This window comes from Bacillus altitudinis 41KF2b (assembly GCF_000691145.1).
Lineage (GTDB): Bacteria > Bacillota > Bacilli > Bacillales > Bacillaceae > Bacillus > Bacillus altitudinis.
In genome coordinates this window covers 167,024-186,362 of sequence record NZ_ASJC01000005.1, presented here as the reverse complement: position 1 = coordinate 186,362, position 19,339 = coordinate 167,024, and the positions used below count along the sequence as shown (strand labels likewise).

Here is a 19,339-nt window from a genome sequence, read left to right as displayed (position 1 = left end):
TGGAATTGGGGAAAAGTGATAGTAAAGTGATGAAAGGGAGAACTGCGTGATGGCACAATTCAAAAAAGCGATACTCATTTATAACGGAAATGCTGGACAAAAAAACATGGAAAAAACACTAGGTCAAACAGTGCCTCTTCTTTCTTTACATATTGATGAACTCATCCTTAAGCCTACAAAACAGCCGAATGATGCCTATCATTTCTGCCGTGAGATGGATGAGTCGGTTGAATTGCTGATTATACTAGGTGGAGACGGAACCGTCCATGAATGTATGAATGGAATTGGCGGTTTAGAAAAAAGGCCAGCTGTAGCGATCTTACCTGGCGGGACGTGCAATGACTTTTCTAGAACGCTAGGCATCCCTCAGCAGATGCCAAAGGCCGCTCAAATGGTGATAGATGGCACTGAAAAAAAGGTCGATTTAATCAAAGCAGATGATCGATACCTTTTAAATTTTTGGGGGATTGGTCTCATCGCAGATACCTCAAACAATATTAATGATAAAGAAAAAGCTGTCCTCGGAAAAATCAGCTACTTCACGAGCGCTCTTCGAACCCTTCAGCAGACAGAACCTTTCTACGTACGCATTGAAACCGAAGAGGAAAACTGGGAAGAAGAAGCTGTGATTGTCCTTGTCATGAATGGGCACTTTATCGGTACAAATAAATTAGATCTGCCAAATGCTTCAATTGATGATGGAAAAGCCGAAATTTTAATTTGCAGAAATACGAGTTTCTCTGCTTTAAAAGAGATTTTTTCAATGAACCGCGAAGAGCTAGAGGATTTTAAAGGTGACTTGTCTCTTATACAAGCATCCCGCATTCATATTCATACAAAAGAGGAAATGGATGCAGATACAGATGGTGAGGTATATATGACTGCTCCTTCTTCCCTTGAAGTATTAAAACAGCATTTGACCTTTATTGTTCCAGCAGAATAAAAAGCGCCTGCATCATTTCGATGCGGGCGTTTTTTTGATATAACGTCTGTATAAATATTCAAGTGCATACCCTAGCAGTGTACCTATAAGAAGGGAAATGCCTAATAAACTATTGGCGACTCCTTTAAATCCACCTATCATCAACAAGCAATAGGCGATTTGAATGATTGAAACGATTGATATGATTAGCAGTAAGCGTTCAGGATGATTGCGTGATTTGGAAATATACCGAAGAAAAGCGAACGCAATGGCTGTTATAAACATCAGACCAATCGTAAGAAAAGCAAAGAAATCTAATCCAGACATCTCATCGCTCCTTTCTGATTGATATGGAAATCCCCCTCTCATTGTGAGAAGGGGACATATAAATGAGCTTAATAGACGGACGTCTCTTCGTCAATGCCTTCAAGAATTTGTTTAATTCTTTGCAGGAATCTACCGCATACAAGACCATCGAGTACTCTATGATCTAATGAAAGACAAAGATTCACCATATCTCTTGCGGCAATCATACCATTTACAATCATCGGGCGCTTTACAATAGATTCTACTTGTAAAATGGCTGCTTGCGGATAGTTAATGATCCCCATTGATTGAACTGAACCAAATGATCCTGTGTTGTTCACAGTGAAAGTGCCGCCTTCCATGTCACTTTGCTTCAGTTTGCCTTGTCTGACCTTGGAAGCAAGTTCATGAATTTCTTTGGCGATTCCCTTAATCGTTTTCTCATCCGCATCTTTAATCACTGGGACAAAAAGAGCGTCATCTGTTGCAACAGCAATGGAGACGTTGATCGCTTTCTTTTGAACAATTTTATCTCCAGCCCACATGCTGTTCATTTCAGGAAATTCCTTTAAGGCCTGAGCCACTGCTTTGACAAAGAATGCAAAGAACGTCAAATTAAAGCCTTCTTTTGCTTTGAATTGATCTTTTAGCTGATTTCTTCTTGTCACAAGGTTTGTCACATCCACTTCCATCATCGTCCAGGCATGTGGAATTTCATGCTTGCTTCTTAGCATATTTGCGGCAATCGCCTGTCTAATCGGTGTGACCGGCAGTTCAACATCTCCAGGCATTGAAGAGATGGAAGGAGCCGCTTTTGCTTGTGACGGCTTCGCAGGCTCTGGTTGACCCGCACTATCACTCACAGGTGCTGCCGTTTCTTGTGCGCCTCCACTTTCGATAAGCTTCAGCAAATCTTTTCTTGTGATTCTGCCGCCAGCTCCCGTTCCTTGAACAGCCGCTAAATCAATTCCGTGCTCATCTGCTAAACGCAGGACTGCCGGAGAGTATCGTTTCTTTTGACTCTGATCCACATTTGTTTGGTCAGGTTCTGGTGCTTCATCTTGCGCAGGCGCCTCTTCTGTTTTCGCACTCTGCTGCGCACTGCCTTCTACTTCAATTTCACAAAACACTTCTCCTACTTGAAGTGTATCACCCTCTGCAGCCGCTAGTTTAGTGATTGTTCCTGTAAAGGATGACGGAACCTCTGCATTTACTTTATCTGTCATAACTTCCGCAATCGGATCGTATTTATTCACATGATCGCCAGGTGAAACGAGCCATTTGCTAATGGTTCCTTCTGTTACACTTTCACCAAGCTGAGGCATTTTCATTTGTTCAGTTGCCACTTTGAAACCCTCCTCTTTCTTAAAACGCCGCTAGTTCTCTCATTTCAGCTTCTACCTTATCCGGATTAACCATGAAGAATTTCTCCATTGTCGGTGCATAAGGCATTGCAGGGATATCAGGTCCTGCTAGACGTTTAATTGGCGCATCTAAATCAAACAAGCAGTGCTCTGAAATGATGGCAGCCACTTCACTCATGATGCTTCCTTCTTTTGTATCTTCTGTTAACAAGAGTACTTTCCCTGTTTTTGATGCCGCTTCAATAATCGCTTCTTGATCAAGCGGGTACACTGTACGTAAATCGAGAATATGAGCAGAAATTCCGTCCTTCGCAAGGCGCTCTGCTGCTTGGAGGGCAAAATGAACACAAAGGCCATATGTAATGACCGTAATGTCATCGCCTTCTCGTTTCACATCCGCTTTTCCAATAGGGAGCGTATAATCCTCTTCAGGCACTTCTCCTTTAATGAGACGGTATGCACGTTTGTGTTCAAAGAACAATACAGGATCTGGATCACGCACTGCGGCTTTTAACAACCCTTTGACATCATAAGGTGTAGAAGGCATCACAATCTTTAAGCCTGGCTGATTGGCAAAAATGGCTTCGACAGATTGTGAATGATAAAGCGCCCCGTGTACGCCGCCCCCGTAAGGAGCACGAATGACCATTGGGCAGCTCCAATCATTATTGGAACGATATCTAATTTTTGCAGCCTCTGAAATGATTTGGTTGATGGCTGGCATAATAAAATCCGCAAATTGCATCTCCGCGATCGGACGCATTCCATACATAGCAGCCCCAATACCTACACCTGCAATCGCTGATTCGGCAAGAGGTGTATCCATGACGCGCGCTTCTCCAAATTGCTCGTAAAGACCCGCTGTTGCTTTAAATACGCCGCCTTTTTTCCCGACATCCTCTCCGAGCACAAACACTTTCGGATCTCGCTCCATTTCTTCTTTCATCGCTAGTGTAATAGCGTCTATATATGACATAACAGGCATTTTTCTTCCCCCTTACTCCGCATACACGTAACGAAGTGCGCTTTCTGCATCGGCATAAGTTGCGTTTTCCGCTTCATCAGTGGCTTCGTTTACGATTTGCATGATTTCTTTTGTCATGTCTTCTTTCATTTCAGAAGTCATGACATTTCCTTCGATTAAGTACGTTTCATATTGAATGAGCGGATCTTTCTTTCTTGCTTCGAGCACTTCTTCCTTTTCTCGATAGCTAGAATCATCGTCATCACTTGAATGCGCAGTTAACCGGTAAGAAATGGTTTCGATCAATGTTGGGCCTTCACCTCTTGCCGCACGGTCTCTCGCTTCTTTGACCGCTGCATACACTTCAAGCGGATCATTTCCATCAACCGTCACACCCGGCATTCCGTACCCTATTGCACGATCTGAAATACGCTCACATGCCACTTGTTTGTCATACGGGACAGAAATCGCATACTTATTGTTTTCACACATGAAAATAACAGGCAGCTTATGCACCGCAGCAAAGTTGGCGCCTTCGTGAAAGTCTCCTTGGTTTGAAGAGCCTTCACCGAACGTGACAAAGCTAACAAAATTCTTTTGCTCTAGACGCCCGGCAAGTGCGATGCCAACCGCATGAGGAACCTGTGTTGTCACAGGCGATGATCCAGTCACAATTCGGTTTGATCTTTGCCCAAAATGACCTGGCATCTGTCTCCCGCCTGAGTTTGGATCGTCTTTTTTCGCAAAACCAGACATCATTAAATCTTTCGCCGTCATCCCGAATGCAAGGACAACCCCCATATCACGGTAATAAGGTAAAACGTAATCCTCTTCCCTATTGAGGGCAAAAGCGGCACCGACTTGCTGCGCTTCCTGTCCTTGACAAGAGATGACGAATGGAATTTTTCCAGAACGGTTTAAAAGCCACATCCGTTCATCAATTTTTCTTGCTAAAAGCATGGTTCTATATATGTCAATCGCTTGTTCATCTGATAATCCTAATTCCTGATGACGCATGTTACTCATCATGTTTCCCTCCTTGATTAAAAATGGATCGCCTTTCCGTCAACAGCCAGTGCTGCCTCGCCAATTGCCTCTGACAAGGTTGGATGCGGGTGGATCGTCTGTCCCACTTCCCACGGAGTTGCATCTAATACTTTGGCTAATCCAGCTTCAGATATCATATCTGTTACATGAGGACCAATCATATGAATCCCTAAGATATCATCTGTCTTTTGGTCAGCAATGATTTTGACAAATCCATCAGACTCTCCAAATACAAGCGCTTTTCCGATGGCCATAAAGGGAAACTTCCCAATCTTGACTTCGTAGCCTTGCTCTTTTGCCGCCTGTTCAGTCAGTCCAACGCTAGCGGTTTCTGGGTGAGAGTACACACATTTAGACACGAGCGTTTCATCAAGCGGCTTTGGATCTTGACCAGCCATATGTTCTACTGCAATCATGCCTTCATGTGATGCGACATGCGCCAGCTGAAGACCGCCAATGACATCACCTATTGCGTAAATATGCGACTCTTTCGTTTGGTAATGCTCATTCACGACAATGCCATGATTTTCTGTCTGGATGTCCGTGTTTTCAAGACCTATGCCTTCCACGTTTGGCACTCGGCCAACTGAAAGAAGCAGTTTCTCTGCTTCAAACGACTGAGTGTCTCCACCTTGTTCCACTTGGATCTTGACCAGATTCTCATGCTTTTCTGCAGTATCTGGCAGAACCTTCGCATTTGTCACTAAGGTGATGCCCTTTTTCGTTAAAAGCTTTTCCATTTCTTTAGAAATATCTTGATCCTCTGTTGGCAAAATGCGATCTGCAAATTCGATCACTGTGACTTTAACACCAAAATCGTTAAGCATGGAGGCCCACTCGATCCCAATCACGCCTCCGCCGACAATCAGCATGGACTGAGGGAGTTCTTGCAGTTCAAGTGCTTCGTCTGATGTAAGGATGTGTGTTCCATCCGCTTCAAGTCCGGGCAGGACGCGCGGTCTTGATCCAGTCGCAATGATGACCTGCTTAGGAATCAGCATTTCATTTTCATCGCCATTCGCCATTTCTACCGAGATGGTGCCCGGCATTGGCGAAAAAATCGAAGGGCCTAGGATACGGCCTATTCCTTCGTATACATCAATTTTTCCTTGTTTCATTAAGTGTTTGACGCCGCCTGCTAATTTGTCGACAATCTCTGTTTTTCTTTTTTGTACGCTTGCAAATTGTAAGGCAATTCCGCTTGCTTCAACGCCAAAATCAGCGGCACGTTTGACCGTTTGATAGACTTCTGCACTTCTAAGCAGCGCTTTAGATGGGATACAGCCTTTATGAAGACATGTTCCACCGAGCTTTGATTTTTCTACGACTGCTGTTTTCAATCCAAGTTGAGAGGCACGAATGGCCGCTACATAGCCGCCTGTGCCTCCACCAAGAATGACGAGGTCATATTCAGTTGCCATGACTTGTCACTCCTTTCTCCGCCTTTTGATCATTTGGGTATTCTTTTGGTGATTCTTCTTCTTTTAAAATGCGAAGCGCCCCTTCTGCTAAGGATTGCAATTCATTTTCACCTGGGTACACAACAACATCTGAAATCCAGTCAATGTATCCTCTAATGCTTGACGTAATTTGTTTGCTGTAGGCAAGGCCGCCTGTTAACACAATGACGTCTACAGCTCCTTTTAAGACCGCACTAGCCGCACCAATTTCTTTGGCAATTTGATAGCACATCGCTTCATAAATAAGCGCCGCACGCTCATCGCCTGCTTCAATCATTCGCTCTACTTTTACTGCATCTGTCGTGCCAAGATAGCCCGCAAGACCGCCTTCGCCAATAATGCGTTTGAGCATTTCCTCTTGCGAATATTCACCAGAAAAGCATAAATTAACAAGGTCACCTGTTGGGAGAGTACCTGCCCGCTCTGGGCTGAAAGGACCCTCACCATGAAGACCGTTATTCACATCAATGACTTTTCCTTTTTGATGTACACCAATCGTAATTCCGCCGCCCATATGGGTAATGATCATGTTCAAATCTTCATAACGTTTTCCAAACGAAGCAGCCGTTTTTCTTGCGACTGCTTTTTGATTTAACGCATGAAAAATGCTTTTCCGCTCAATTGTTGGCAGTCCTGAAATACGAGCAATTGGCTGTAGTTCATCTACGACTACGGGATCAACAATAAAAGCTGGGATGTTAAGACCAAGTGCAATTTCTCGGGCAATGATTCCGCCTAGATTAGAGGCGTGCTGGCCAGCATACCCTTCTTTTAGATCTTCAACCATTTGCTCATTTACTTCATATGTGCCACCTTCAATCGGGCGAAGCAGACCACCGCGTGCGCAAACTGCATCAAACTTTGAGATGTTCATCCCCTGTTCATGCAGTGTTTTTAAAATGGTTTCTTTACGGAATGAAAATTGATCAATGATATGAGGAAACTGCTTGATTTCCTCATCTGTATGTCTTAATGTCGTTTCAAAAATAGATCGTTCATTATGAAACACACCGATTTTTGTTGAGGTAGAGCCAGGATTAATCGTGAGTATACGCCATTCTTTTGTCAGCAAAAACAAAACCTCCGTTTCAACTCATTCATCCATTTAGCGACGACTTAAAATATGTTGACCATTTTGCAGGAATTGGCTTCTTGATTTGCGCATTCTTTCAATTCGCTCTTCAGCCAATCGGTCTGCCGCTTTATAAGTTGGAATGGCATCACGGTTAGAGATTTCAATCACTCGCTCAATGTTTTGGTAAATGCCTTCTACTTTTTTCATTGCACGATCGGCATTATAGCCATAAAGCTCATCTGCAACGTTAATCACACCGCCTGCATTGATCACATAATCCGGTGCGTACACAATGCCCATTTCATGAATAAGATCTCCATGATGTGTTTCTCTCAGCTGGTTATTCGCTGCACCTGCAATGACTTTTGCCTTTAATTTAGGAATCGTCACATCGTTAATGGTTGCACCGAGTGCACATGGTGCGTAAATATCACATTCTTGATCATAAATATCATCAGGGTCTACCGCTTTTGCACCGAAGTCTTCTACAGCTCGCTGAACTGAGTCTTTGTTGATATCAGTAACGATAAGCTGTGCGCCTTCTTCATGCAGGTGTTTACATAGGTTGTAAGCCACGTTTCCAACACCTTGAACGGCAATTGTTTTTCCTTCTAATGAATCTGTACCGAATGCTGCTTTTGCAGCTGCTTTCATGCCTTTATATACACCGTAAGCAGTCACTGGAGATGGGTTTCCTGAAGAACCAAATGCAGGAGAGATGCCTGTGACAAAGTCTGTTTCTTCATGGATAAGATCCATATCTTCTACCGTTGTACCGACATCTTCAGCGGTGATATAACGGCCATTTAATCCTTGAATGTAACGGCCAAAAGCACGGAACATTTCTTCATTCTTGTCTTTTCTCGGATCGCCAATGATGACCGTTTTACCGCCGCCAAGGTTAAGCCCTGCCGCCGCATTTTTATAAGTCATACCTCTTGCAAGACGCAAGGCATCTTCGATCGCTGCTTCTTCATTTTCATATGTCCACATTCTTGTTCCGCCGAGTGCTGGCCCAAGTGTTGTATCATGAATGGCAATGATGGCTTTTAAACCAGACTGTTCATCCTGACAAAATACAAGCTGTTCATAATCGTATTGTTCCATATATTTAAAAAGTTCCATTTTCTATTCCTCCTAATACTTTCACTTAATTTGATGTACAGATGGCAAGTGCAATTGAATAGAGCTTGCTTTCAGCTGAATCAGACCGGCTTGTTAAAGCAATCGGTGCTTTCGCTCCTGCCACCACAGCTCCCACTTTTGCATGAGCAAAGTAGATGAGAGATTTATAAAGAATGTTGCCTGCTTCAATGGTTGGCACAAGCAAAATATCTGCATGACCAGCCACATCACTCGTAATATTTTTATGAGAAGCTGCCGTTTGAGAAATGGCATTATCTAAAGCAAGCGGCCCATCAATCAGACAGCCAGAAATTTGACCTCTTCGATTCATTTGCGCAAGGCTTGCAGCTGTGAGCGTCGAATCCATCGCTGGGTTTACGACTTCTACCGCTGATAATACCGCCACTTTGGGCATATCATTTCCGACAGCTTGTGCGACTTGAACGGAATTCACCGTAATTTCTTTCAGCATATTTAAATCAGGCGCAATGTTCATCGCAGAGTCCGTCACATAGATAAAACGGTCAAAGCCCGGTACTTCGAAGGCAGCAACATGTGAAAGGACACTCGCTGTCCGAAGCCCATACTCTTTATTTAGGACAGCTTTTAACAATATGGCTGTCGGGACATGACCCTTCATGAGAATATCTGCATGATTTTCACTTACTGCCTGAACGGCAATTTTGGCAGATTCTTCGGGTGAATCTGAATGAATAATATCTATCCAGTCTTCATTGATCTCATGCTGTTTGACTAGCTCCTTTAGGTTGCGTTTGTTTCCAACCAGCAGGAAGCGAGCGACTTTTCGTTCGATTGCCATTTTGATGGCATGAAGCACTTCTTCGTCTTCTGCATGAGCCACAGCCGCTGTTTTATTCTGCAGCTGCGAGGCTTTGATAATCAGATCGTCAAGCTTCATACTTGCCCACCTTTCCTTGTGCTCGGTTCCTCTTTTTATATGCAAGTTCCGTGCCAGCTTGAAATGTGTGAAAAATAAACCTTTTCGCAAAGAAATCATGCAATTTCTTGCAGGTTACGTGCATGTTACTGCATGCTATCTTTTGCAAGCTGATACTTATCCATTTTATAGTAAAGATTTCGAATGCTGATCCCTAACGTTTTTGCTGTTTTTGTACGATTGAATTGATGTTTTTCAAGGGTTTGTTTGATCAGCTGCGCTTCAAATGCTTCTACAGCATCCGAGAGCGTCTCCCCCTCAAATTGACTAACAGCCAGTTCCTGCTGCTCTTTTTCATCATGCTCTTCTGACTCCATGAAGGCGATATGTGCTTCATCGATCCATTCTTCTTGCGGATTCAAAAAGATCATAGCTCGTCCAAGCACATTTTCAAGCTCTCTCACGTTGCCTGGCCAGCTATATGATCGAAGTCTATTAAGCGCACGATCTGTTAAGCCACTGACGTTTCGCCCATAGTCTAAATTGATCTTCTGAATGAGGCGTTTACTTAATGATTCAATATCTTCGAGACGCTGTCTGAGTGGTGGAATCGATATCGGGTATCTGTTCATTCGATAATATAAATCCTCTCTGAACTTACCTTCTGCCATCGCCTTTTCAATATTGACATTTGTCGCTGTGATCACACGCACATCGACCGGTATCGCTTTCGTTCCGCCTACCCGAACAATTTCTTTTTCTTGCATGACACGCAGCAATTTCGCTTGTGTACTTGGCGTCATTTCACCGATTTCATCTAAAAAGATGCTGCCTTGATTGGCTTCTTCAAACAGCCCTTTTTTCCCGCCTCGCCTTGCACCAGAAAACGCTCCTTCCTCGTAGCCAAACAGTTCTGACTCTAAAAGAGTTTCTGATAAGGCAGCACAGTTGACACGGACAAAGCGGTTGTACTTGCGATCACTTTCATTGTGAATGGCATGCGCAAACAGCTCTTTCCCAGTACCTGATTCTCCGCGGAGTAAAATGGTTGCGGGCGTTTTTGCGCCCAGCTTTGCCTGCTCAAGCGCGACAAGCATTTGTTCACTTTCTCCAATAATGTCTTCAAATGTGTACTTTGCTTCAAGTGTTCGGATGAGCTGTCTTGCTTTATTTAATTCATTCGTCAATGATTGGATTTCGGATACATCGTGAATGACCCCGACACTGCCTTTTAGAATGCCGTCAACAATAACAGGTGCTACATTGACGATGACATCTTTTTTGTTTGGACCAACCTTCATTCTGACGCCTCGAACAGGTCTTCTTGTTTCAAGCACCTTTAAGTGCATGCTTTCCCCTTCGGAAATATCAGCTCCTGCTGGTTTACCCACGACCTCTTTATCCGTTAAACCGGTCATTTTCGTATAAGCACGGTTGATCAAGATACCTTTCCCCTGCTCATCGACAACCGATATGGCTTCATCTGATGATTGAATAATAGCCTCAAGCATCGTTCTTACTTCTTTGAGGTTCGTTACTTCCTCCGCAAGCTCCACCGCATCTGTAATGTCTTTAAAGATGGATAAAGCACCTAACATTCTCCCCGCGTCATCAATAATCGGCAGACGGGTGGTCACAATTTGAATTTGCTGATTCAAAAATTGCTTTTGATTAAATTCCGGCTCCCTTGACCTTAATATATCGGGAAGTTTCGTGTTCGGAATCACTTCTCGAATGTGACGGCCAATCGCATCCTTTTGCGAGCACCCCACCATTTTGGCAGCCGATCGATTAAACAGGACCACTTCTTCATCCATATTAATAAAAATCATGCCATCATTCGTTGCATTAAAAATGCGGTCATGTTTATAGGTTTGTTCCTTCAATATTTGAATAAGCTGTTGTTTCTCTGCCATTAATTCTGAAATGACGTATGCCATCGAGCTTGGCACAATCACAGCATGCTCTGGTTTTTGTTCAATTAGTTCCTTCAGTACAGCAGAACTGCCTGTGGTTTCAATGATGATATCAATGTCATCTTTTATGTATTCTTTCCAATCCGTCGTCGTCTCAATTCCATTCTTTTTCGCTTCATCCATCCCCGGTGCCTCGAGATCAAGGTCGGCGATCGCAATGATTTGAACCGTATTTGTTTTCAGCAATGTTTCAAGCAGTGCTGATCCACCTTGTCCTGCACCGACAATCAAGACTCTCTGCATCCCGTTACCCCTTTATATGAAAAATTTTGCACACCATATTTTTCCGTTGCAAAAAATTGCACAACACCTATATTACCACGTTTTCCTTTCTTGACAAAATATTTTTTGAATTAGACAATGGAAGTAAATGACGTTTAAGGGGACATTCGATGGGAAGACTACTCGCATTAGTGATTATTTTAATACCTGGAGCCTTTGCAGCACTTGGCATTAAGCTGCTGCGTGACACTGTTTTCGGCATCATCATTGCACCATTTCCATATTTATGGCTGCAAGGAATTGCAGGGTTGTTATTTTTAGGGGGAGGTCTTTATGTTGTTGCAGGATTTATTTTATATAGGGATCGTAAACGAAATAAAGTAACAACTCGTTTTAAGCAAAGGTAATCATGAAAAAGACCCGCTGTTGATAGCAGGTCTTTATTTCATTTCTTCTCTTATTTTGACGGCACGATCAGGAAAATCTGTAAAGATTCCATCAACACCCAAGGTCAACATATTTTTTATTTGCTTCTCACTGTTTACAGTAAACGGTCTGATCACTTGTTGGTCCGCATGGAGAGCGGATACAACTTCTTTTGTCACCCCAGCGCCCTTTATATTCGGATGGTATCCCTTTGCCGGTATTGTTTTTAAATACATCTCCGGCTGATGAATCACATCCATCGTGAGGACCGCCAGTTCAATGTGCGGCATCAGCTTGTGAAAAAGAGCTAAACTGCCGTGATGAAATGATGAGACAAGCACACGATCCTCTATTTGAAAGTGCTCAATTTGCTCTTTTACTTTCTCTTCAATCCCTGGATATCGATAAATAGAGTTTTTTAATTCAATGTTGATCATAAAGGATGGTCGCTGCGTCACTAGCTCTAATACTTCTTCTAAAAGAGGAATGGAGACCGCACCCGTTTCTTCATAGAAAGAATGACTGGCATCCCCTCTTTTTAACTCTTCATATGTATAGTCTTTCACTAACCCTTTCATATTGGTCGTTCGATTCAGCTTTTCATCGTGAATGACAGCCAGTCTGCCGTCTTTGGTGAGCTGAACATCAAGCTCAATTCCATCCGCTCCAGAATGGAGTGCGTGCTCAAAGGCAATCATGGTGTTCTCTGGATAGTTTCCTTTAAAGCCTCTATGTGCAAAAATTTTCGTCATATGCCACCTCTAAATATGATGATTACCTATATTATGACGTGTCTGTTTTCGTTTTTCCAGTTTGAGCACATAAAAAAACCTCTTCTGATTAGAGAGAAGAGGTTGACAGGTAAATTCGATCACGTAATCGCTCTGATGGCTTGCTCTGTCGTCTCTGCGTCAAGAGCAAAAAGGGAAGAAACAACTGCGACTGCTGTAACGATTGTTACACCTAACAACAACTTTTTCATAAGATAACCTCCACTTTCTTTTGAAGTATTTGTGCATCGAATTTCTTTTCAAGAAAACGAATGGCATTTTGATAATCATTTCGTTCCTTGAAGTATTTCGATATTTGTTCAGACAAATCCTCAAGCTCCACATATAATCTATTTTTTTCTATGTAGTCTAATTTTTCAGAGAATACGTCTGCTGCTCCACTATTTTCGCACATCAGATCCAAAATTTCAAATTTTACTATATATTCATTATTTTGGATATCGCAGCTATATTGAATCCCCTCTTTAATATATTCTTTCGCCTCATGATCTCCTAAATGAACTAAGGCATTTGCGAGAACATATAAAGATTGGATGAAATAATGGCTATTGTCGCGATGAATTTGAATGCTCATCCCTTTTTTGGCGTATTGTGCGCTTTTTTCATAATCATGTTTTGCGTAATAAAGAACCGCTAAATTGTGATAGCACTTCCCAATCAGCACTTCATTGTTAATGCGCTTACTTTTCTCAAGTGCCTCTTGGTACTTTTCCTCAGCTTCATCAAACTGTAGTAAATCAATACAGTTGCTCGCATGTAAGATTAAGCTGTCAATCGCCTGTGCGGTATATTCCTCATGCGCTTTAAACGTATCAATGGCTTTTTTAATATGATTAATGGAAATGAAATTTTGCTTCAGTTCGTAATAAATGGAAGCGACTTTATGATGAAAAGTCCCTACTTCAAGATCTTCATTCACACGTTTTAGACGCTGCTCTGCAATCTTATAAAAACTAATCGCCTCATCATATTTTTTGACATAGGCGGCATATTGGCCTTTATAAAAGTAAAAATAAAAATTAATAATGTCATCTGCTTTTTCATCCAGCGTTCCGACACTTTTCATAATCTGATTGGCTTTTTCAATATTTCCAAGTAACATTTCATGTCTGCCGTCGACTAGCTGATAATAAAGAAGAACTTCTCGGTCCTCATCTGTATTTTTTAGCAAATTCTGAATTTTCTCTTTATAGACAGCAGATTTTTCTAGGTCATTCTGAGAAATGACCCTCGTCCACTTGCTAATTTCGTTCGCAACCTCAGCAGAGTGGATTTTCAGCTTTCCCATAACCTCACCCTCTTCTTTTCATTATTATAGCATAGTAAAAGAATGTGAAAATTATTAAATTCGACAATGGGAATATTCAGTTCAAATGGCACAATCTCTAAGAAGCCAGTGACTTTAAAACGCCAATCAATCGGGTCAATAGAAATAGAACTTTCGATCTCATTTGCTTTATTTACCAATTACATAAGACCTTTTCCTCTCATCCTTTTTCTTACGAATGAGCGTTTTCTTCTTCTATAAGCCAGTTGATTAGCGTAGCTGATTACCACTATTTTATGTCCTATTCATTTCTTTCATGCTTTATTTTTCATTTTATTCTGAAAATAAAGCGACCCGTTTGTCCAATTTAAACATTAAAGATGATTTTATCAACATATCCATTTTTTAGCAATATTTTACAAAAATAAAAAAACGCCTCATTGAAGAAACGTTTTTTTATGGACGTTGACTTAGCTTGCTCTATGCTCTAAACGCAGACGATCAGCCACCATCGCAATAAATTCTGAATTGGTTGGTTTGGCTTTTGACATGCTGACTGTGTAACCAAAGAGTGAGGAAATGGAGTCAATATTCCCTCTGCTCCAAGCCACTTCAATGGCATGACGAATCGCTCGTTCTACCCTGCTGGCTGTCGTGTTAAATTTCTTTGCAATGTCTGGGTACAATACTTTTGTAATACTGCCGAGTAGTTCAATATCATTGTACACCATCGAAATGGCTTCTCTTAAGTATAAATAGCCTTTAATATGAGCTGGCACGCCAATCTCATGAATAATTGTCGTAATGCTCGCATCTAAGTTCTTACGTTTCGGTTCAGGTTTGCTGCGAAGGACACTGTTTTGGATAGATGAAGATCGATGGCTGACTTGTGTGCCGTTTCCACTGACTTGACGAATATGACCTACGAGGTTTTCCATATCAAATGGTTTCAAAATGAAATAGGATGCGCCCAAATCAACCGCTTTTTTCGTTACGTCTTCTTGTCCGAAAGCCGTCAGCATAATGACACTTGGCTGTTTGGTCATTTCATTGTTTTCACGGAGGCGTTCCAGTACAGCAAGACCGTCTAAATGAGGCATGATAATATCTAAGAGGAGAACGTCGGGCTCTTTATCTTTAAATAATGTCAGACATTCCTGACCATTATACGCCACGCCAAGTACTTCCATATCTTCCTGTCCCTCAATATACTCTGTCAAAAGGCCAACAAGTTCTCGATTATCATCAGCTACACACACTTTAATTTTCTCCACGTTCTTTCCTCCCCAATGTCGATTCCTTAGTCTTTTGCATTTCTCTTCTGAGTGTTCAATTCGACAAAACCATGCTATCCCCTTTAAAAAAGTTTAATTTTCCGAATAATAGAGCATTATCTAGCTTTTTCTACGTTTTTCTTAATGAATCGACGATTATTGCAATTTGACAATACACTGTTTTCCATTTTGTCGAAAAATCTCTTTTTCCTTATTTTATAACATGATGGGAGAGAAAGAAAGGGTAGAAAAAAACTGCCGGAAGATTCGCGGCAGTTTTTCGTCAGCTTGCTTTTTTGTTTTTTTGATAAAGATCAATTCCTGCTTCTGACAGCATCCATTCAATGTGTACGCCGTATCCGCTTGTCGGGTCATTGACGAACACGTGAGTGACCGCTCCAATGACTTTGCCATTTTGGATGATCGGACTTCCGCTCATTCCTTGAACGATCCCGCCCGTTTTGCTTAATAAGCGCTCATCCGTTACTTTAAGCACCATTCCTTTTGTTGCCGGGAATTTTTGCGGTGTTGTGCTGACGATTTTAATATCAAATTTCTCTACTTTATCATGGTCCACAACCGTTAATATTTCGGCTGGACCTTCTTTTACTTCACTTGATAACGCGACTGGAAGTGGTTTGTCTGCTACATGATTTTCAAGTTTTTCGGTTAACGTACCAAATATACCGAATGGACTGTTACGTGAAATATCACCTATCGTTTTTCTTTCGGAAGAAAACCTAGCCAATTTTTCTCCAGGGTTGCCTCCTGTCCCTTTTTCAATGGATGTGACAGTTGATCTGACAATTTCACCATTGTCGACCACGATTGGTTTTTTTGTATCCATGTCAGAAATCACATGCCCAAGGGCGCCATATTTTTTAGAAGATGGTTCAAAGAAGGTCATCGTCCCGATTCCTGCTGCGGAATCACGAATATAAAGACCGATTCGATAAGTACCTTCACTTGCATCTTTCGCGGGTGTTAGTGTCGTTTGAAAGGTTTTATGGTCTCTTTTTATGAGTAAATGAAGGGTTTCCCCCGTTTTTCCGGCTTTCTGAATAAATGGGGTGAGGTCATTCATCTTCTCCATTTTCTGACCATTGATCTCAATGATCATATCCCCTGATTGAATGCCTGCAGCTTCACCTGGTGATTTTTTGCCGTCTGCTGTTGTGATTTGATGAAAACCGACAACGAGAACTCCGACAGAATGGAGTTTGACGCCAATGGATTGTCCTCCAGGAATGACTTTTAATTCGGGAAGAACATCGACTTTTGTTTTCTTAATAGGAAATCCTTTAAAATCATAAACAATTTCGGCTTTTCCCGCCTTTTGTCCCGTTACTTCAAGTTGATTCTTTTTCTCTGAAAGACTAAAGGCTGGCGAAGAAGCATTGGCTGACGCTTCAATGGATGTATCAATCGAATGCTTCTCGTGTTCAAATACTGCGACAGTTGTTGGAATGCTGATATATTCCTTCACTATGCTCATAAACCCTGTACTTATTAAAGAAACAAGGAGAATCACACCAATGGCTTTTCTCATCTTTTCGGGCATTCATTTTTCACTCTCCTCGCTCCTTACCCACACCAGAACATTAATGTTTTGGCTACATCTTTACTTTTGCCTTCTTAGCGAGGATTTATAACCGGCACCTTTAGAAAATGATTGGATAAATTGATAAAAGAAAAAGACGATTTCATGCGTATATACGGCGAATATGAGACAATATAAAAAAGGCAGCTGTTGTTTCAGCTACCCTGTCGTTTTGACATCATTTGCTTGGTGCAGTAATTCTTTTGCATGCTGTTTTGTGAGCTCAGTGACTTCTACACCAGCAATCATTCGGCCAATTTCACTCACTTTTTCATCATCACTGAGTGGTTTGACGTTCGTCATTGTTCTACCAGCTTTAGCGCGTTTAGAAATAAAAAGATGTGTATCAGCCATTGCTGCGACTTGCGGAAGATGGGTAATACAGAGTACTTGTGAGCCTGCTGCTACTTTATAAATTTTTTCAGCAATGGCTTGTGCGACTCTGCCGCTAACACCCGTATCCACTTCATCAAATATAATGGACGTCACTTCTTGTTTCGCTGAGAAAATACTTTTCACTGCCAGCATGACACGTGAAATTTCTCCTCCAGATGCTACTTTTGACAAAGATTTCATCGGTTCACCCGGATTTGTAGAAATGACAAATTGCGCTTGATCTATGCCATTTTTTCCGAGCTGTACGGGTTTTCCATCTAAAAGCGGGCAGTCCGTACTGCCAAAAGGTGCATATCGAATCGTAAAAGCGGTATCAAAAGAAGACTTCTCCATATATAAATCCTTCAATTCAGCTTGAATATGCTTCGCCAGTTTTTTCGCCCATTTTTTACGGAGCTCTGACACGTTAAGCGCTTCAAGCAATGCATCCCGGCTTATCGCATCAAGTTTGTTTTTAAGTGTCTGCAAATGGCTGTCTCGATTTTGGATTTGGTCTATCTCCTCTTCAATCTTAGCTGCATATTCTAAAATTTCCTCAACGGTTGTGCCGTACTTTCGCTTCAGCTGCTTCATCTCATTTAGCCTAGACTCAATAAAATCAAGACGGGCTGGGTCAAATTCTAATTGATCAAGCATGCTGCGCATTTGAAAAGTAGAATCTTCTAATAAATAATAGGAGTTTGACACTTGCTCAGAGAGCTTTTTCAGATCGTCGTTGATCTCAGAAACTTGCTCAAGCTCACTTGAAGCCATCCCAACCCAATCAAGTCCTCCCTGCTCATTACGCAGAGCATTATATGCGTTTTGAAGCGAGGAAAAGATTTTTTCAAAATTGCTGATTTGATGACGTTCCTCTTGAAGCTTCTCATCTTCCCCAGGCTCTAATTGTGCCGCTTCAATCTCTTCCAGCTGAAATTGCAATAAGTCTAACCGGTGAACCATTTCCTGTTCATTTTCAGACAGCTGTTTGAGTTTTTGCGCCGTCTTCATATATTGATCATACGCTTCTTGATACTGTGAGAGAGCAGGTGCAATTTCTTCTGCTCCAAATTGATCAAGCAAATGTAAATGATTTTCATCTTCCATTAACAGCTGATTATCGTGCTGTCCATGTATATCAAGCAAAAGACGGCCAACTTCTCTTAAAAGCGAGATGGTGACAAGCTTCCCATTAATGCGGCAAATGCTTTTCCCGCTTTGATTGATATCACGGCGAAGAATCATCATTTCATCAGATGCATCAATTCCTTGCTCCTCGCAAAGGGCAAATACAGGATGATCTGCTGGTACAAGAAAAAGACCTTCCAGCTCTGCTTTTTTTTCGCCATAACGGACAAATTCGGATGATCCTCTTCCCCCTACAAGAAGTGAGACAGCGTCAATCATGATTGATTTTCCGGCACCTGTTTCCCCTGTTAGAACTGTGAGTCCTTTTTCAAACGAAACCGTTAACTCCTCAATGATTGCAAAGTTTTTAATGGTTAGTTCTGCTAACACTCATTTGACACCTCTTTTTGTATACCTGATCTCTTTATAGAAGTTCTAAAATTTTAGACGAAACGGTATCCGTATCATCTGGCGTGCGGCAAATGATTAAGATGGTATCATCCCCACAAATGGTTCCCATAATTTCTTCCCAATCTAAATTATCCATTAAAGCACCGATGGCTTGAGCGTTCCCAGGCATTGTTTTTAGAACGATTAAATGACTGGCAGCATCCATTTTAATAAATGCGTCCATTAAGGAACGCTTTAATTTTGATAGCGGGTTAAACCGCTGATCTGCAGGAAGGCTGTATTTATATGTTCCATTATTTGTTGGCACTTTGACTAAATGCAGTTCTTTGATATCTCTTGATACGGTCGCCTGTGTGATGTTATATCCATCCGCTTTCAAAATATCGACTAATTCGTCTTGTGTTTCGATTTCTTGGCTTGCGATAATTTCTCTAATCTTAATATGTCTTTGACCTTTGTTCATTTTGACCCCCCTAGGCGTTAGAATCTCAGTTTGTCTTTACGTTCTATGTTATATGATGCACACTTCAAAAAACAAGCATTACGTGAGAAACGGTCAATTCTGATCTTTTGACCATGTAAAAAGGAATAATAGCGAGCGATTATTCCGTTCAGCATGTAGACAAACCCTCGCATTCTTTGTCAGTCCTGCGCTCTGGTGCTCACGAATGCCAAATTCGCTCCGCGCCAGTACTCGTCCTTCCTAGA

The 19,339-nt window shown here is 41.8% G+C and carries 17 protein-coding genes; 2 read left to right on the top strand and 15 right to left on the bottom strand.

Going from position 1 to position 19,339, the window contains the following annotated elements; translation table 11 throughout:
• The first annotated feature begins 49 nt into the window (after positions 1-49).
• Complete coding sequence (locus BA79_RS11135) at positions 50-943, top strand: YegS/Rv2252/BmrU family lipid kinase (protein ID WP_035702810.1); 894 nt, start codon at positions 50-52, stop codon at positions 941-943.
• 12 nt (positions 944-955) lie between these two features.
• Here BA79_RS11135 and BA79_RS11130 read toward each other — a convergent pair whose 3' ends face one another.
• The 9 genes from BA79_RS11130 to BA79_RS11090 form a co-directional block, all read right to left on the bottom strand.
• A complete protein-coding gene (locus tag BA79_RS11130) occupies positions 956-1,249 on the bottom strand; it encodes a YesK family protein (protein WP_008342236.1) in 294 nt (97 codons plus the stop codon).
• Between the two features lie 68 nt (positions 1,250-1,317).
• On the bottom strand, positions 1,318-2,574 hold the full coding sequence (locus BA79_RS11125) for a dihydrolipoamide acetyltransferase family protein (protein ID WP_008342235.1): 1,257 nt from the start codon (positions 2,572-2,574) through the stop codon (positions 1,318-1,320).
• Between the two features lie 19 nt (positions 2,575-2,593).
• On the bottom strand, positions 2,594-3,577 hold the full coding sequence (locus BA79_RS11120; protein ID WP_007501148.1) for an alpha-ketoacid dehydrogenase subunit beta: 984 nt from the start codon (positions 3,575-3,577) through the stop codon (positions 2,594-2,596).
• Positions 3,578-3,589: 12 nt separating this feature from the next.
• Positions 3,590-4,582 carry a thiamine pyrophosphate-dependent dehydrogenase E1 component subunit alpha gene (locus tag BA79_RS11115; RefSeq protein ID WP_035702809.1) on the bottom strand — a complete coding sequence of 331 codons (993 nt, stop codon included), beginning with the start codon at positions 4,580-4,582 and terminating at the stop codon, positions 3,590-3,592.
• A gap of 17 nt (positions 4,583-4,599) precedes the next feature.
• Complete coding sequence (gene lpdA / locus BA79_RS11110) at positions 4,600-6,024, bottom strand: dihydrolipoyl dehydrogenase (protein ID WP_017367571.1); 1,425 nt, start codon at positions 6,022-6,024, stop codon at positions 4,600-4,602.
• Entirely contained in the window at positions 6,014-7,135 is a 1,122-nt protein-coding gene (gene buk / locus BA79_RS11105) for a butyrate kinase (RefSeq protein WP_017357958.1), read from the bottom strand. Before buk ends, lpdA begins: the two co-directional genes overlap by 11 nt.
• Before the next feature lie 33 nt (positions 7,136-7,168).
• On the bottom strand, positions 7,169-8,263 hold the full coding sequence (bcd, locus tag BA79_RS11100) for a branched-chain amino acid dehydrogenase (protein ID WP_035390779.1): 1,095 nt from the start codon (positions 8,261-8,263) through the stop codon (positions 7,169-7,171).
• 25 nt (positions 8,264-8,288) lie between these two features.
• A complete protein-coding gene (gene yqiS, locus BA79_RS11095) occupies positions 8,289-9,182 on the bottom strand; it encodes a phosphate butyryltransferase (protein ID WP_035702808.1) in 894 nt (297 codons plus the stop codon).
• Positions 9,183-9,307: 125 nt separating this feature from the next.
• On the bottom strand, positions 9,308-11,380 hold the full coding sequence (locus BA79_RS11090; RefSeq protein WP_008342230.1) for a sigma-54 interaction domain-containing protein: 2,073 nt from the start codon (positions 11,378-11,380) through the stop codon (positions 9,308-9,310).
• Between the two features lie 149 nt (positions 11,381-11,529).
• On the opposite strand from BA79_RS11090, the gene BA79_RS11085 reads away from it, so the two are divergent.
• Positions 11,530-11,766 (top strand): DUF2627 domain-containing protein, encoded by a 237-nt coding sequence (locus BA79_RS11085; RefSeq protein WP_008342229.1) that lies wholly within the window; start codon positions 11,530-11,532, stop codon positions 11,764-11,766.
• A gap of 33 nt (positions 11,767-11,799) precedes the next feature.
• Here the strand turns inward: BA79_RS11085 and BA79_RS11080 are convergent, their stop codons facing one another.
• The 6 genes from BA79_RS11080 to ahrC form a co-directional block, all read right to left on the bottom strand.
• Positions 11,800-12,537 (bottom strand): glycerophosphodiester phosphodiesterase, encoded by a 738-nt coding sequence (locus BA79_RS11080; protein WP_008342228.1) that lies wholly within the window; start codon positions 12,535-12,537, stop codon positions 11,800-11,802.
• A gap of 226 nt (positions 12,538-12,763) precedes the next feature.
• Positions 12,764-13,864 carry a Rap family tetratricopeptide repeat protein gene (locus tag BA79_RS11075; protein ID WP_007501159.1) on the bottom strand — a complete coding sequence of 367 codons (1,101 nt, stop codon included), beginning with the start codon at positions 13,862-13,864 and terminating at the stop codon, positions 12,764-12,766.
• Between the two features lie 449 nt (positions 13,865-14,313).
• On the bottom strand, positions 14,314-15,117 hold the full coding sequence (gene spo0A / locus BA79_RS11065) for a sporulation transcription factor Spo0A (protein WP_008342226.1): 804 nt from the start codon (positions 15,115-15,117) through the stop codon (positions 14,314-14,316).
• 283 nt (positions 15,118-15,400) lie between these two features.
• Entirely contained in the window at positions 15,401-16,678 is a 1,278-nt protein-coding gene (gene spoIVB, locus BA79_RS11060; protein ID WP_008342225.1) for a SpoIVB peptidase, read from the bottom strand.
• Between the two features lie 198 nt (positions 16,679-16,876).
• Entirely contained in the window at positions 16,877-18,610 is a 1,734-nt protein-coding gene (gene recN / locus BA79_RS11055; RefSeq protein ID WP_008342224.1) for a DNA repair protein RecN, read from the bottom strand.
• A gap of 34 nt (positions 18,611-18,644) precedes the next feature.
• On the bottom strand, positions 18,645-19,094 hold the full coding sequence (gene ahrC, locus BA79_RS11050) for a transcriptional regulator AhrC/ArgR (protein ID WP_007501163.1): 450 nt from the start codon (positions 19,092-19,094) through the stop codon (positions 18,645-18,647).
• Between the last annotated feature and the right edge of the window lie 245 nt (positions 19,095-19,339).

What these genes read in the sequence shown, in the direction of transcription:
- BA79_RS11135 (WP_035702810.1), top strand. Translation starts at nt 50, where the DNA reads ATGGCACAATTCAAAAAAGCGATACTCATTTATAACGGAAATGCTGGA.
- BA79_RS11130 (WP_008342236.1), bottom strand. Translation starts at nt 1,249, where the DNA reads ATGTCTGGATTAGATTTCTTTGCTTTTCTTACGATTGGTCTGATGTTT.
- BA79_RS11120 (WP_007501148.1), bottom strand. Translation starts at nt 3,577, where the DNA reads ATGCCTGTTATGTCATATATAGACGCTATTACACTAGCGATGAAAGAA.
- BA79_RS11115 (WP_035702809.1), bottom strand. Translation starts at nt 4,582, where the DNA reads ATGAGTAACATGCGTCATCAGGAATTAGGATTATCAGATGAACAAGCG.
- lpdA (WP_017367571.1), bottom strand. Translation starts at nt 6,024, where the DNA reads ATGGCAACTGAATATGACCTCGTCATTCTTGGTGGAGGCACAGGCGGC.
- bcd (WP_035390779.1), bottom strand. Translation starts at nt 8,263, where the DNA reads ATGGAACTTTTTAAATATATGGAACAATACGATTATGAACAGCTTGTA.
- yqiS (WP_035702808.1), bottom strand. Translation starts at nt 9,182, where the DNA reads ATGAAGCTTGACGATCTGATTATCAAAGCCTCGCAGCTGCAGAATAAA.
- BA79_RS11090 (WP_008342230.1), bottom strand. Translation starts at nt 11,380, where the DNA reads ATGCAGAGAGTCTTGATTGTCGGTGCAGGACAAGGTGGATCAGCACTG.
- BA79_RS11085 (WP_008342229.1), top strand. Translation starts at nt 11,530, where the DNA reads ATGGGAAGACTACTCGCATTAGTGATTATTTTAATACCTGGAGCCTTT.
- BA79_RS11080 (WP_008342228.1), bottom strand. Translation starts at nt 12,537, where the DNA reads ATGACGAAAATTTTTGCACATAGAGGCTTTAAAGGAAACTATCCAGAG.
- BA79_RS11075 (WP_007501159.1), bottom strand. Translation starts at nt 13,864, where the DNA reads ATGGGAAAGCTGAAAATCCACTCTGCTGAGGTTGCGAACGAAATTAGC.
- spoIVB (WP_008342225.1), bottom strand. Translation starts at nt 16,678, where the DNA reads ATGCCCGAAAAGATGAGAAAAGCCATTGGTGTGATTCTCCTTGTTTCT.
- ahrC (WP_007501163.1), bottom strand. Translation starts at nt 19,094, where the DNA reads ATGAACAAAGGTCAAAGACATATTAAGATTAGAGAAATTATCGCAAGC.